A 12,608-nucleotide genomic window follows, 5' to 3' on the forward strand; every position below is an offset into this window, starting at 1 on the left:
ATGGCTAAGTGTCATTTGAGACCGTCTTGTGACCCGTGTGGCAGATGGTGATTGTGGGGCATATGCGACTAGGCTTGCGGTCATGGCTAACAAGACCGCCGGCCGATCCGGAGCGCGTTCGAGCAGGTCGAATGCCAGCTCGCGGGGCGGTTCGCGGCGTCCGGCGCCGGCCCGCAAGGGTCGCCCGGCTGCGCCACGGCGTAAGCCCGCCCGCCGGACCCAGGCCTCACCCGTCTCTGCCGCCGGCCAGAAGCTCGGCCAAGGTGCCCGCGCCGGCTGGTTGATGCTGGCCAAGGGGGCCGGTTCGACCGCCCGCTCGGTGGGGCGCGCCCGCGATATCGAACCCGGCCATCGCCGTGACGGTATGGCTCTCGCGCTGCTCGGCATCGCCGTCGTCGTGGCTGCCAGCTCCTGGTTCCATGCGGCCGGCCCGGTGGGGCAGTGGATCGACACCGCAGTGCGCACCCTCATCGGAGGCCCGGTTGTTCTGGTGCCCGTCGTCCTGGGCGCCGTTGCCGTCGTCTTGATGCGCACCGAACCTGATCCGGAATCCCGCCCCCGGCTGATCCTGGGATCGGCCATGATCGCACTGCCGATGCTGGGCCTGTGGCACCTGTGGTCGGGCTCGCCGCAGGATCCCGTCGCACGTCAGCATGCCGCCGGATTCGTCGGCTTCGCCATCGGCGGGCCGCTGTCGGACGGGCTGACCGAGTGGATCGCGGCGCCGCTGCTGTTCATGGGTGTGCTGTTCGGTCTGCTGCTGGTCACCGGGACGACGATCCGTGAGGTGCCCTCGACGCTGCGGAGCATGTTCAGCACCCGGGCGTTCCACGACGACGACTATGACGACGATTACGACGGGGACTACGCCGACGAGTTCGATGACGAGGACGGCTACGACGACCTGTCCGACGGCTACTACGACAACGACATCGCAGGCGGTGACACGCAGGCCCAGACCTGGCCGACAGCCGCGATCGAGGCGCCCAAGGCGCCGACCGGCACGCCGATGGACAACTACCCGCTGCCCGACGAATCTGACGCACCCACCGTCCCTGAGCCCGCCGTCAAACCGCGGCGCAAGAAGGCCGGAACCGAATCCGGGTCGAAGCCGGCCAAGGAGACCGACGACACCCTGGTGATCGACCGGGTGATCGAGGGTGATTACACCCTGCCGCCGCTGGACTTGCTGGCCGACGGTGACCCACCGAAGCGGGTCGGCCGGGACAACGACCGCATCGTGAACGCCATCACCGAGGTGATGGAGCAGTTCAAGGTCGACGCCACGGTCACCGGTTTCCAGCGCGGCCCGACCGTCACCCGGTACGAGATCGAGCTTGGGCCCGGCGTCCGCGTCGAACGATTCACGCAGTTGCAGCGCAACCTGGCCTACGCGGTGGCCAACGAGCACATCCGCCTGCTGGCGCCGATCCCCGGTAAGTCCGCTGTCGGTGTCGAGGTGCCGAACAGCGACCGCGAGATGGTCCGGCTCAAGGACGTGCTGAGCGCACCGACCACCCGCAAGGACCACCATCCGATGGTGTTCGGCATCGGCAAGGATGTCGAAGGCCACTTCATCAGCTACAACCTGGCCAAGATGCCGCACCTGCTGGTGGCCGGCTCCACCGGTTCGGGTAAGTCGAGCTTCATCAACTCGATGCTCGTGTCGCTGCTGCAGCGCGCGACACCGGACGAGGTCCGGATGATCCTGGTCGACCCGAAGATGGTGGAATTCCCGCCGTACCAAGGCATTCCGCACCTGATCACGCCCGTGATCATCGACCCGAAGAAGGCCGCCGCCGCGCTGGCCTGGCTGGTCGAGGAGATGGAGCAGCGCTACCAGGACATGAGCGCCAGCGGTGTCCGGCACATCGACGATTTCAACAAGAAGGTGCGCTCGGGCGAGATCACCGCGCCGCTGGGCAGTGAGCGGGTCTACAAGACCTACCCGTACATCCTGTGCGTCGTCGACGAGCTGGCCGACCTGATGATGCAGGCCCCGCGCGACGTCGAAGACGCGATCGTCCGTATCACCCAGAAGGCCCGCGCCGCGGGTATCCACCTGGTGCTGGCCACCCAGCAGCCGGTGGTGTCGGTGGTCACCGGCCTGATCAAGGCCAACGTGCCGTCCCGCATGGCATTCGGTGTCACCAACGCCACCAACTCGCGCGTCATCCTCGACCAGGTCGGCGCCGAGAAGCTCACTGGTAAGGGTGACGCGCTGTTCCAGCCGTCGGAAGCTCCCAAGCCGATCCGCGTGCAGGGCGCCTTCGTCAGCGACGAGGAAATCCAGGCCGTCGTCGCCTACACCAAGGAGCAGGCCCAGCCCGAGTTCATCGACGGCGTCACGGTCAAGACCGTCGAGAAGCGCGACATCGACAGCGATATCGGCGACGACATGGACGTCTTCCTGCAGGCCGTGGAACTGGTCGTGTCGAGCCAGTTCGGGTCCACCTCGATGCTGCAGCGCAAGCTGCGCGTTGGGTTCGCCAAGGCCGGCCGCCTGATGGACCTGATGGAGACCCGGGGCATCGTCGGGCCGTCCGAGGGCTCCAAGGCCCGCGAGGTGCTGGTGAAGCCCGATGAGCTGGCCGGCACGCTGATGCTGATCCAGGGCGGCTCGGACGCCAACGGCGCCGCCGCCGACGATCCGGACGGGTTCTAGACCGACGATTTGTGGAGTCTCACCCGTCGTCGAACTAGCCGCGCTTCCAGGTCGCGTCACGCAGGCCGGGCACCTGCTCGTTCAGCGCCTCGACCTGAGCGGAGTTCGCCTCTGGGCGCACCGTGACCGTGGTGGCGAAGGAATTGGTGTCACTCGAGGTGGCAGTTGCAGTCCGCACCGACTCGACGATGGGTGAGCGTGCCGCGCTCAGCCAGGTGGCCACAGTATCGGCGACCAGCGTCAGGTCCCACCCGGACTCCAGGCGGACCCACGCGGCGGAGTTACTTCGTACGGAGTAGTTGGGACGGGAGCCGCCTAGCGGGTAGGTCAGCGTCAACTCGGTGGAGTTGGCGCGGTCCAGATCCTTACGTAGGCCCTGTTCCACGAATGTCTTGGCCGCCGCACCGGCTTCCTCCGGTGTTGCCGAGGAAGCCACCTCGGCCCTGAAGTAAATGAGCTCCCCGACGGTGATGTTGTGGGTGTAGTCGAGGTCGACGGTGGATATGCCCGGCATGGACTGCAGCTGGCGTGTGATCGCCTCTGCGCCGGATTTGTGCCCGCCGGTGAGGTCGTTGATCAGGCTGCAACCGCCGGTACTGGCCAGGACGGCCACACCGGCTACGGCCAGCACCGCGCCTGTCGATTTCCGCAACAATCCCCCCCCTCGAACGGATACCGATCTACAGCGTCAACAGCATCCGGGTATTACCCAAGGTGTTGGGCTTGACGTAGGACAGGTCGAGGAACTCCGCCACACCCGTGTCGTATGAGCGGCACATCTCCTCGTACACCTCGGCGGTCACCGGCGTGCCGTCGATCTCTTCGAAACCGTGCTTGCCGAAGAAGTCGACCTCGAAGGTCAGCACGAAGATCCGGCTCAGGTGGAGGTCGCGGGCGACATCGAGCAACTGCTCGACCAACACATGGCCGACGCCGGTCCCGCGGACCTTCGGATGCACGGCCACCGTGCGTACCTCGCCGAGGTCGGCCCACAGCACATGGAGCGCGCCGCATCCGACCAGTTCGTCGTCGAGTTCGACCACCCAGAATTCCTGGACCGCCTCGTACAGCGTCACCAGGTTCTTCTCCAGCAGGATCTTGCCCGCATAGACGTCAACCAGGCTCTTGATCGCCGGGACATCGGACGTGCGGGCGCGGCGCACCACAGGGTGTTTGCGCGGCTCGACACTGCCTGGGTTCACAGGCGCAAGAGTATCGGTTACGGCAACCGATATTCTGTTGCGGTGCCGGGCCAACCTTCTACCGATCCGGTGGTCCCGCGTGCGCGCGTGGCCAACCTCGCCAACGTGCTCACAGGAGTGCGGATGGTGCTGGTTCCGGTCTTCCTCGTATTTCTGTTCGCCGGCGACGGCCATGAAACCGGCTGGCGGATCGCCGCTTTCGCGGTGTTCGCGGTCGCGGTGATCACCGACCATTTCGACGGGGCTTTGGCCCGCAGCTACGGGATGATCACCGAGTTCGGCACTCTGGCCGATCCGATCGCCGACAAGGCGCTGATCGGGGCAGCGCTGATCGGCCTGTCGATGCTCGGCGATCTGCCGTGGTGGATCACCGCGGTGGTGCTGACCCGTGAGATCGGGATCACCGTGTTGCGGTTCGCGGTGCTGCGGCACGGCGTGATCCCGGCCAGCCGCGGCGGCAAGCTCAAGACACTGGTGCAAGCCGTGGCCATCGGGCTGTTCATCCTGCCGCTGCATGCGTGGCCCGCCATCTGGCTCGATGTCGCCTGGGTGATCATGTGGGCGGCCGTGGTGTTGACCGTGCTCACCGGTGCCGACTACGTCATATCCGCGATCAGGGATTCGCGTGGACGATCCGCTGCTCACTGACGACGCCAGGGCCCTGGTCGCCGACCTGACGGTGCGCTCACAGAGCGTGGCCACCGCCGAGTCGCTCACCGGCGGGCTGCTCGCGGCGACGCTGGCGGGGGTGTCCGGGGCCAGCGCGGTTCTGCAGGGCGGCCTGGTCACCTACAACGAGGACACCAAGATCTGGCTGGCCGGAGTGGCTCCGCAGGTGCTCGATGCGGTCGGCCCGGTTGCGGCTCCCACCGCACGGGCGCTGGCCGTTGGGGCGCGGCAGCGTTGCGCAGCTACCTGGGGTGTCGGCCTGACCGGCGTGGCCGGGCCGGAACCGCACGGTGGGCACCCGGTGGGCACCGTGTTCATCGGCCTGGCCGGCCCGGTCGACACCGAGGTCATCGAGCTTTCGCTGTCCGGCTCACGCTGGGATATCCGCCGCGCCGCCGTCGACGAGGCCATCGCCCGATTGCGCTTCCTGGTCGAGAACCAGTAACCGAAATCTGTTCAACGGTTTCCTTCGGGAACCTTGCGGTGGCCGGCGGCGTTGGTCTTTTTAGCGAACCTGTGACAGGCGAGGCGAAGGAGAGCGCGATGACGACATTGCTGCGTGAGGTGATCGGCGACGTGCTGCGTAACGCCCGCACCGAGCAGGGGCGGACGTTGCGTGAAGTGTCCGACGCGGCGCGGGTGAGCCTCGGGTACCTCTCCGAAGTGGAGCGGGGCCGCAAGGAGGCTTCCAGCGAACTGCTCAGCGCCATCTGCGACGCCCTGGACGTGCCGCTGTCGCGGGTACTCACCGATGCGGGCGAGAACATGGCCGAGCGTGAACACGCCGGCGCCGCGGTCCAGGTGCCGGCCCACGCCAATGTCGCCCACATCGACGCGGCGACCAAGGTGGTCATTCCACAGGTCGTGTCGATGGCCGTTGCGTGACATGAGCACGGTCCCGGCGCCGGCCTGATTGCGCTGCTCGTCCCTTCGGCGCGAATTTTCGCAAAACACCCATGCGAACAGCGTGCGGGGCTGTGGCTGCATGTCCGGAACCGATAAGTTGGCATCAGAGGAATTGCGGCAACCTGAACGACAAGGCCCCATCAAGGGCCTGACAAGCCCGACAGATAAGGCGGAACGAACCAATGGCCAATCCGTTCGTCAAGGCGTGGAAGTACCTGATGGCGCTGTTCAGCTCCAAGGTCGACGAATACGCCGATCCGAAGGTGCAGATCCAGCAGGCCATCGAGGACGCCCAGCGTCAGCATCAGGCACTCACCCAGCAGGCCGCCCAGGTCATCGGCAACCAGCGCCAGCTGGAGATGCGGCTGAGCCGTCAGCTCGCTGACATCGAGAAGCTGCAGGTCAATGTCCGCCAGGCGTTGACGCTGGCCGATCAGGCCACCGCTGCCGGTGATGCGGCCAAGGCCACCGAGTACACCAACGCCGCCGAGGCGTTCGCGGCGCAGCTGGTGACCTCCGAGCAGAGCGTCGAGGACCTCAAGGCGCTGCACGATCAGGCCCTGCAGGCCGCCGGGCAGGCCAAGAAGGCCGTCGAGCAGAACGCGATGATGCTGCAGCAGAAGATCGCCGAGCGCACCAAGCTGCTGTCGCAGCTGGAGCAGGCCAAGATGCAGGAGCAGGTCAGTTCCTCGCTCCGGTCGATGAGTGAGGTCGCCGCGCCGGGTAACACCCCGAGCCTCGACGAAGTGCGCCAGAAGATCGAGCGCCGCTACGCCAACGCCATGGGCGAGGCCGAGCTGGCCCAGAACTCCGTACAGGGCCGCATGATGGAGGTCCAGCAGGCCAGCGTCCAGATGGCGGGCCACTCCCGGCTCGAGCAGATCCGCGCTTCGATGCGTGGTGACGCGCTGCCCAGCGGTGACGCCGCCCCGGCCACGCCGGCCTCCCCGGCGGCCAGCCAAACTCCTGCCACCCCCGAAAACCCGCTCGGCCAATAGCGATTCGAGTGTTGTAGATCATGGCTACCAAGACCGGCCGACCGGACGCCTGGAGATCGCTGGCGCAGCGGGCTATCGATACCGCGGCCGATCTGTCCGGTGCGCTGACCGAAAAGCTCAGCGCCGCCGCCGATCCGCGCGCAAAGCTGTTGCGCAAGCGGCGGTGGGCGCTGCGCTTCGGGGTGTTCTTCACCCTGTCGAGCGTGTTCTGGGTGCTCGTGACGGCGCTGCTGGCGTCGTGGAGCACACCGGTCTGGGGCCTGATCATCAGCGGAGCGATCGCAGCAGGCGCGGCCTTCCCGGCCACACTGTTCTGGCTCCGCTACCGGTGGTTGCGCGCGGAACCGCTTCCGGCGCAGCGGCCGGTATCCGGACGACGGTTGCCGCCCTGGGGTTCGGCGGCCCGCCAGCCCATGGCGGCGCTGATGGCCTCGGAGCGAGGCATGTTCTCGTTACTCGGCGTATTGGAGCGCGGCCGGATGCTTCCCGCGGAGGAACTGCGTGAGTTGACCGCGGTGGCCAACCACACTGCGCGGACGATGGCGGCCACCGCCACCGAGGTGGTCTCGATGGAGCGCGCGATCAGCAACGCCCCGCAATCGCGTCAGCATCTGGTGCCCACCATCAACGCGTTCACCGCCCAGCTCGGCCAGGGTGTGCGGCAGTACAACGAAATGGTCACTGCCGCAGCGCAACTGGTGTCGACAGTGAACAGCGGGCACGGCGCTGCGTCGCCGTTGTCGCAGCAGCGTTACCGCAGCGAGTTGACCGGTGCCACCGATCGCCTGGTCGGCTGGGCGCAGGCGTTCGACGAACTCGGTCAGCTGCGCCGCGCCTGAATCGCGGTTACAGCGAGGTGCGCAGTGCCGGCACGACGACGCCGACGAGGCCGCGCACCGTCGCCTTGAGCATGTCGAACATGTCGAAGTAGTCCCGCCACAGCGTGATTCGTCCTTCGTGCACCTCGAACACCCCGCATACCCAGAACTGCAGGCGCAGCGGCCCGAACACCAACGCGTCGGTGCGTTCGGTCAGCACGGCCGCGCCATCGGCGGCGATCCGGTGGATCTTCACCTCGAAGCCGACCCGGCCCGGCATCGACCGGAACAGCTTCATCGCGCGGTTGCGTCCGTACACAGTCGGAAACCCCACGTTCTGATACACCAGGTTCTGCGCCAGTGTGCTCTCGGCTGTGTCGAAGTCCTGCTCCTGCAGTGCGTTGAGGAAGGTCTCGACCGTGCTGGTCTGGGACGCAGCTGCGGTGGTGGATTGGTCAGCCATGCCCGCAGCCTAATGGTGCAGCGCTGTGGCAGGGTAGGCCGGTGCGCGTAGCTGTGGTCGCCGGACCCGATCCCGGACATGCCTTCCCGGCCCTGGCGTTGTGCCTGAAGTTCCTGGCCGCGGGGGATACCCCCACGCTGCTGACCGGGGTGGAATGGCTCGACACCGCGCGGGCCGCCGGTATCGACGCAGTCGAACTCGTCGGCCTCGACGCCACCGATGCCGACGACGATGCCGACGCCGGGGCCAAGATTCACCAGCGTGCCGGGCGGATGGCGCAGCTCAACGTCCCCGGACTGAGGGAGCTGCAACCGGATCTCGTGGTCTCCGATGTGATCACCGCCTGTGGCGGGCTGGCCGCCGAGCTGCTCGGATTGCCGTGGGTCGAGCTCAGTCCACATCCGCTGTACCTGCCGTCGAAGGGGTTGCCGCCACTGGGCAGCGGGCTGGCCCCCGGTGTCGGCCTGCGCGGACGGCTGCGCGACGCCGTCATGCGGGCGCTGACCGCGAGGTCCGTGCGGGCCGGCCTGGCCGAGCGCGCTGTCGTGCGCGCTGACCTCGGCCTTCCGTCGGTCGACCCCGGTCCGTTGCGGCGGTTGATCGCCACCCTGCCCGCGTTGGAGGTGCCGCGCCCGGATTGGCCGGCCGAGGCCGTGGTGGTGGGCCCGTTGCATTTCGAGCCGACCGACGCGGTGCTGACCGTGCCGCCGGGATCGGGGCCGGTCGTGATGGTGGCGCCGTCGACCGCGACCACTGGGACGCAGGGGATGTCGGAACTGGTCCTGGACTCGCTGCGGCCGGGTGAGACGCTGCCCGATGGGGCGCGTGTGGTGGTGTCGCGACTGGGCGGCGCCGATGTCGAGGTGCCGCCGTGGGCAGCCGTGGGACTGGGCCGCCAGGACGAGTTGTTGTCGCACGCCGATCTGGTGATCTGCGGCGGTGGGCACGGCTTGGTGTCCAAGGCACTGTTGGCCGGCGTGCCCATGGTGGTGGTGCCGGGTGGCGGTGATCAGTGGGAGATCGCCAATCGGGTTGTGCGCCAGGGCAGTGGGCAGCTGGTGCGGCCACTTTCCGCGGACTCGTTGACCGCTGCGGTCGGCACCGTGCTCGGGTCATCCTCCCACCGTGCGGCCGCTCAGCGCGGTGGCGCCTCGCTGTCCGAGGTGACGGATCCGGTACGGGTGTGCCATGACGCACTCGCGGGCACTGGGTAGGTTGGGCCCGTGCGGTTGACGGAATTCAATGAGCTCGTAGAAGGCCAGTTCGGCTCGATGCGGGGTCGTTCGCTGCTCGTCGACCACGTGCTCACTGCCCTCAACGGCCGCACACCCGCACAGGCCATCGAGGACGGGGTGGAGCCGCGCAACGTGTGGCGGGCGCTGTGCGCGGACTTCGACGTCCCGCGCGATCAGTGGTGAACGGTCAAGCCGGGGCTTTTCCCACCCGTACTTTCGGCGTATACCGGACTTATGGGTCTTGGTGATCATCCGATGCGGACACCGCTCTACGGTGTTCTGCTGGTGATCGCGGCGGTGCTGCTGTGTTGGTTGGTGGCGTCGACGTTGACCGGATGGCAGGCGGCGCTCGGCTACTTCCTGGCCGTCGCTGTCGGCGCATTCGGGTTCGTGTTGACGCTGCGGGATCTCGACAATTTTCCGAACTGGCGTCATTGATCCCGGATCGCTAATGCCGCAGCAACAGCTGCGCGGTTTCGCGATGCAATCTGCCGAAATTGTAATAGGCCGCGCAGGCTCCCTCGGGGGACACCATGCAGGTACCGATCGGGGTTTCCGGTGTGCAGGCGGTCCCGAACACCTTGCACTCCCACGGTTTGATGACGCCCTTGAGCACCTCGCCGCACTGGCAGGCCTTGGGATCGGCAACGCGCACACCGGGCATCTCGAAGATCAGCTCGGCGTCGTAGTGGGCGTAGTCGGGGTGGATCTTGAGCGCGCTCTGCGAGATGAAGCCGAGCCCGCGCCATTCGAAGTGCGGCCGTAGTTCGAAGGTCTCAGCCATCAGTTTCAGTGCCGCGGTATTACCTTCGGGCCGCACCACCCGGGTGTACTGGTTTTCCACCTCGCAGCGGCCGTCGCGGATCTGGCGCAGCAGCATGTGCACCGAGGCCAGGATGTCGAGTGGTTCGAAGCCCGCCACCACGATCGGTTTGTGGTAAACGGCGGGGACGAAGCGGTATGGGCGCAGACCCACCACGGTCGAGACGTGACCGGGCCCCAGGAATCCCGAAAGCCGCAGGTCAGGTGACTCGAGGATGGCTTTGATCGGCGGGACGATGGTGACGTGGTTGCAGAACACGCTGAAGTTTTCGACGCCGAGTGCGCGGGCGCGCACCAGCGTGACGGCGGTGGACGGCGCCGTCGTCTCGAACCCGACCGCGAAGAACACCACATGGCGTTCGGGATTGTCGCGGGCGATCTTGAGTGCGTCGAGTGGTGAGTAGACGAACCGGATGTCGGCGCCGCGGGCCTTGGCCTCGATCAGGTTGCCGTTGGACCCCGGTACCCGCATCATGTCGCCGAACGTGGTGAAGATGACGCCGGGCTGTTCGGCCAGCCACATCGCGTCGTCCACCCGGCCCATGGGGATCACGCACACCGGGCATCCGGGCCCGTGGACCAGTTCGATGGACTCCGGGAGCAGATGCTCGATCCCGTGCCGGTAGATGGTGTGGGTGTGGCCGCCGCAGACCTCCATGAACTTGAACTCGTCACCGGCGGCAAGCTCGGTGATCGCTTTCACCAGGGCGCGGGCGGCCGCCGGGTCCCGGAATTCGTCGACGAACTTCATGCGGACACCTCTTTGCGTCAGGCGATTTCGGAGGAATTGAAGGCGTCGATCTCCGTCGTGTAGTCGGCGCCCATTTTTTGCACCTGATCGAGCGTCAGCGTCGCTTCGCGCTCGTCGATCTTGGCCATCGCGAACCCGACATGCACCAGGACCCAGTCACCGACCTGCAGGTTGTCGTCGGCGAGCAGGCGGACGCTGATCACCCGGCGTACCCCGTTGACATCGACCTTGGCGAGGTAGGCCTCGGCGTCGACGATGTCGACGACCTGGCCGGGAATGCCCAGACACATGGGACTGCTCCTTTCACCTAGCAGATCCGGGGGAGCGGGTCGCCCACGAGCATGTCGACGATCCGGCTGCCGCCGAAGGCGGTACGCAGCGCGACGATCCCGGGCGGCTCTGCGACGATTTCGCCGACCACTGTGGCCCGGGCGCCCTGCGGATGCGCGTGCAGCGCGGCGACCGCGGCGTCCGCCTCGTCGGCCGGGACGATCGCGAGGAACTTTCCCTCGTTCGCGACGTAGAGCGGGTCGATGCCGAGTAAGTCGCAGGCACCCGCGACCTGTGGCTCGACGGGAATGCGGGCCTCGTCGAGGATCACCGCGAACGGTGAGTCCTTGGCCAGTTCGTTGCACACCGTGCCGACACCTCCGCGGGTGGCGTCGCGCATCCACCGGGTGGACGGTGCGGCGGCCAGCAGAATCTCGACGAGCTCGTGCAGAGGTGCGGTGTCAGAGGCAATGTCGGCATCGATGGCAAGGTCACCGCGGGCCAGCATGACCGCCATTCCGTGGTCGCCGATCGTGCCCGACAGTAGGACCCGGTCCCCGGTGCGGACGTTCTCCCGCGACAACCGTCTGCCCGCCGGCACGATGCCGACCCCGGCGGTGCAGATGTACATGCCGTCGGCGGCGCCCTTACCGACGACTTTCGTGTCGCCCGTGACGATCTGGACTCCGGCCCGCGCGGCGGCCTCGCTCATGTCGGCGACGATCTCGCGCAACTCGGCGATTGCGAAGCCCTCCTCGATGACGAAGCCTGCCGAGAGCCAAAGCGGGCGGGCGCCCGAGACCGCCAGGTCGTTGATGGTTCCGTGTACTGCGACGTGCCCGATGGAACCGCCCGGGAAGCGATGCGGCGCAACCACATACGAATCGGTGGAGAACGCCAGCGTGTCACCGGACGGGGTACGCAGCAGGGCGGCGTCCCCGAGCTGTTCGAGCTCGGGGTTGCGGAACGCCTCGACGAAGACCGCATCGACCAGTGCTGCCGACGATTTCCCGCCGGCGCCGTGCGCCAGGGTCACGACCTCGTCGATCAGGCGCGGGCGTCGCTGCCGGAACTTCTCGATCCGCTCCAGTACGCGGTCCTCGCGTTGGGCTGCGGTCGAGGCGGCGACGGTGCTCATGATGCGTACGCCCGTGCCATGTGGTCCTGCACCACTGTCCACAGCCGATAACCGAGCATCGCGTGGCTCTCCTGGATGCGGTGAATGCTCTGGCTGTGCACCGTGAAACAGAAGTCCAGATCCCCGGACTCCCCGGCCACGATCGCCATCCGTCCGCCGTCGTGCCCCGAGAATCCGATGGTGAGTACGCCACGCAACTTGGCCTCGGCGATGGCGGTCATGAGGTCTTCGGAGTTACCCGACGTGGACAGTGCGATGGCGATGTCGCGATCGCGGGCGTGCGCGATGATCTGGCGTTTGAAGATCAGGTCGAAACCCACGTCGTTGCCCAGCGCGGTGACCACCGCCTCGTCGGCGGCAAGTGACCAGGCCGCCACCGGTCTTCCCCTCGCGGGCCGGCTGAACAGGGAGGCCAGGGTGGCCGCGTCGGTGGAGCTGCCACCGTTTCCCAGGGTGTACAGGCGGCCCCCGCGCAGGAAGCGGTCGGCCATGGCGGCCCCGGCCGCGTTCAGGCCTTCGGTGTACTCCTGTAGTGATTCCTGTTGTAGCCGAGCGCTTTCGGCGGCCTTGCCGCGTGCCGAGGCCGCCAGGTCGTCGAGCAGCGCTCGGACGTCGGTCTCTTCCGATTCGATGAACGGGTAGAGGAAGCCCGTGCTCTCGGTGTTGGTCAT

16 protein-coding genes are annotated in these 12,608 nt (G+C 67.1%); 9 read left to right on the forward strand and 7 right to left on the reverse strand.

Features of this window, described 5'->3' with window-relative positions; genetic code table 11:
- Positions 1-82 precede the first annotated feature (82 nt).
- Entirely contained in the window at positions 83-2,665 is a 2,583-nt protein-coding gene (locus ACZYZ7_RS02050) for a DNA translocase FtsK (RefSeq protein ID WP_463740099.1), read from the forward strand.
- A gap of 34 nt (positions 2,666-2,699) precedes the next feature.
- On the opposite strand, the gene ACZYZ7_RS02055 is transcribed toward ACZYZ7_RS02050, so the two are convergent.
- Both ACZYZ7_RS02055 and ACZYZ7_RS02060 read right to left on the reverse strand, forming a co-directional pair.
- Positions 2,700-3,317, reverse strand: coding sequence for a hypothetical protein (locus ACZYZ7_RS02055; protein ID WP_463740100.1), 618 nt, complete (start codon positions 3,315-3,317; stop codon positions 2,700-2,702).
- 28 nt (positions 3,318-3,345) lie between these two features.
- The gene (locus ACZYZ7_RS02060) at positions 3,346-3,867 is read right to left on the reverse strand and encodes an amino-acid N-acetyltransferase (RefSeq protein ID WP_210115505.1); all 522 of its coding nucleotides are present in this window, start codon (positions 3,865-3,867) and stop codon (positions 3,346-3,348) included.
- A 42-nt stretch (positions 3,868-3,909) separates the two neighbouring features.
- Between ACZYZ7_RS02060 and pgsA the strand changes: the two genes are divergently transcribed.
- The 5 genes from pgsA to pspM all read left to right on the forward strand — a co-directional run bounded on the left by pgsA (position 3,910) and on the right by pspM (position 7,279).
- The gene (gene pgsA / locus ACZYZ7_RS02065) at positions 3,910-4,515 is read left to right on the forward strand and encodes a CDP-diacylglycerol--glycerol-3-phosphate 3-phosphatidyltransferase (protein WP_135453803.1); all 606 of its coding nucleotides are present in this window, start codon (positions 3,910-3,912) and stop codon (positions 4,513-4,515) included.
- Positions 4,493-4,981: a CinA family protein gene (locus ACZYZ7_RS02070; protein WP_090425257.1), complete on the forward strand. Its 489-nt coding sequence runs from the start codon at positions 4,493-4,495 to the stop codon at positions 4,979-4,981. The genes pgsA and ACZYZ7_RS02070 overlap by 23 nt, the downstream gene beginning before the upstream one ends.
- Positions 4,982-5,079: 98 nt before the next feature.
- Positions 5,080-5,421, forward strand: a complete 342-nt coding sequence (clgR, locus tag ACZYZ7_RS02075) for a transcriptional regulator ClgR (protein ID WP_135453804.1) — start codon at positions 5,080-5,082, stop codon at positions 5,419-5,421.
- Positions 5,422-5,624: 203 nt separating this feature from the next.
- Entirely contained in the window at positions 5,625-6,440 is an 816-nt protein-coding gene (gene pspA, locus ACZYZ7_RS02080; protein WP_135453805.1) for a phage shock protein PspA, read from the forward strand.
- A gap of 20 nt (positions 6,441-6,460) precedes the next feature.
- Positions 6,461-7,279, forward strand: coding sequence for a phage shock envelope stress response protein PspM (pspM, locus tag ACZYZ7_RS02085; RefSeq protein WP_450068922.1), 819 nt, complete (start codon positions 6,461-6,463; stop codon positions 7,277-7,279).
- A gap of 7 nt (positions 7,280-7,286) precedes the next feature.
- Here the strand turns inward: pspM and ACZYZ7_RS02090 are convergent, their stop codons facing one another.
- On the reverse strand, positions 7,287-7,721 hold the full coding sequence (locus ACZYZ7_RS02090; protein WP_135453807.1) for a limonene-1,2-epoxide hydrolase family protein: 435 nt from the start codon (positions 7,719-7,721) through the stop codon (positions 7,287-7,289).
- A gap of 41 nt (positions 7,722-7,762) precedes the next feature.
- On the opposite strand from ACZYZ7_RS02090, the gene ACZYZ7_RS02095 reads away from it, so the two are divergent.
- From ACZYZ7_RS02095 to ACZYZ7_RS02105, 3 genes are read left to right on the forward strand one after another with little or no spacing between them, the layout of a single operon-like run.
- Positions 7,763-8,935 (forward strand): glycosyltransferase, encoded by a 1,173-nt coding sequence (locus ACZYZ7_RS02095; protein WP_135453808.1) that lies wholly within the window; start codon positions 7,763-7,765, stop codon positions 8,933-8,935.
- A 9-nt stretch (positions 8,936-8,944) separates the two neighbouring features.
- On the forward strand, positions 8,945-9,139 hold the full coding sequence (locus ACZYZ7_RS02100; RefSeq protein ID WP_135453809.1) for a DUF3046 domain-containing protein: 195 nt from the start codon (positions 8,945-8,947) through the stop codon (positions 9,137-9,139).
- A gap of 51 nt (positions 9,140-9,190) precedes the next feature.
- A complete protein-coding gene (locus ACZYZ7_RS02105; RefSeq protein ID WP_135453810.1) occupies positions 9,191-9,394 on the forward strand; it encodes a hypothetical protein in 204 nt (67 codons plus the stop codon).
- Between the two features lie 10 nt (positions 9,395-9,404).
- On the opposite strand, the gene hypD is transcribed toward ACZYZ7_RS02105, so the two are convergent.
- Genes hypD through ACZYZ7_RS02125 form a run of 4 tightly spaced genes read right to left on the reverse strand, consistent with a single transcriptional unit; the run spans position 9,405 to position 12,608 of the window.
- The gene (gene hypD, locus ACZYZ7_RS02110; RefSeq protein WP_450068923.1) at positions 9,405-10,529 is read right to left on the reverse strand and encodes a hydrogenase formation protein HypD; all 1,125 of its coding nucleotides are present in this window, start codon (positions 10,527-10,529) and stop codon (positions 9,405-9,407) included.
- Between the two features lie 17 nt (positions 10,530-10,546).
- Positions 10,547-10,819 carry a HypC/HybG/HupF family hydrogenase formation chaperone gene (locus ACZYZ7_RS02115; RefSeq protein ID WP_450068924.1) on the reverse strand — a complete coding sequence of 91 codons (273 nt, stop codon included), beginning with the start codon at positions 10,817-10,819 and terminating at the stop codon, positions 10,547-10,549.
- A gap of 17 nt (positions 10,820-10,836) precedes the next feature.
- Positions 10,837-11,937, reverse strand: a complete 1,101-nt coding sequence (gene hypE / locus ACZYZ7_RS02120) for a hydrogenase expression/formation protein HypE (protein WP_135453813.1) — start codon at positions 11,935-11,937, stop codon at positions 10,837-10,839.
- Positions 11,934-12,608, reverse strand: coding sequence for a D-sedoheptulose-7-phosphate isomerase (locus ACZYZ7_RS02125; RefSeq protein WP_450068925.1), 675 nt, complete (start codon positions 12,606-12,608; stop codon positions 11,934-11,936). The genes hypE and ACZYZ7_RS02125 overlap by 4 nt, the downstream gene beginning before the upstream one ends.

This window comes from Mycobacterium sp. IDUB_17, assembly GCF_055419465.1.

Bases quoted from the DNA above. Each gene is read 5' to 3' on its own strand.
- ACZYZ7_RS02050 (WP_463740099.1), top strand. From the start codon at position 83: ATGGCTAACAAGACCGCCGGCCGATCCGGAGCGCGTTCGAGCAGGTCG.
- clgR (WP_135453804.1), top strand. From the start codon at position 5,080: ATGACGACATTGCTGCGTGAGGTGATCGGCGACGTGCTGCGTAACGCC.
- pspA (WP_135453805.1), top strand. From the start codon at position 5,625: ATGGCCAATCCGTTCGTCAAGGCGTGGAAGTACCTGATGGCGCTGTTC.
- pspM (WP_450068922.1), top strand. From the start codon at position 6,461: ATGGCTACCAAGACCGGCCGACCGGACGCCTGGAGATCGCTGGCGCAG.
- ACZYZ7_RS02090 (WP_135453807.1), bottom strand. From the start codon at position 7,721: ATGGCTGACCAATCCACCACCGCAGCTGCGTCCCAGACCAGCACGGTC.
- ACZYZ7_RS02105 (WP_135453810.1), top strand. From the start codon at position 9,191: ATGGGTCTTGGTGATCATCCGATGCGGACACCGCTCTACGGTGTTCTG.
- hypD (WP_450068923.1), bottom strand. From the start codon at position 10,529: ATGAAGTTCGTCGACGAATTCCGGGACCCGGCGGCCGCCCGCGCCCTG.
- ACZYZ7_RS02115 (WP_450068924.1), bottom strand. From the start codon at position 10,819: ATGTGTCTGGGCATTCCCGGCCAGGTCGTCGACATCGTCGACGCCGAG.
- hypE (WP_135453813.1), bottom strand. From the start codon at position 11,937: ATGAGCACCGTCGCCGCCTCGACCGCAGCCCAACGCGAGGACCGCGTA.
- ACZYZ7_RS02125 (WP_450068925.1), bottom strand. From the start codon at position 12,608: ATGACCAACACCGAGAGCACGGGCTTCCTCTACCCGTTCATCGAATCG.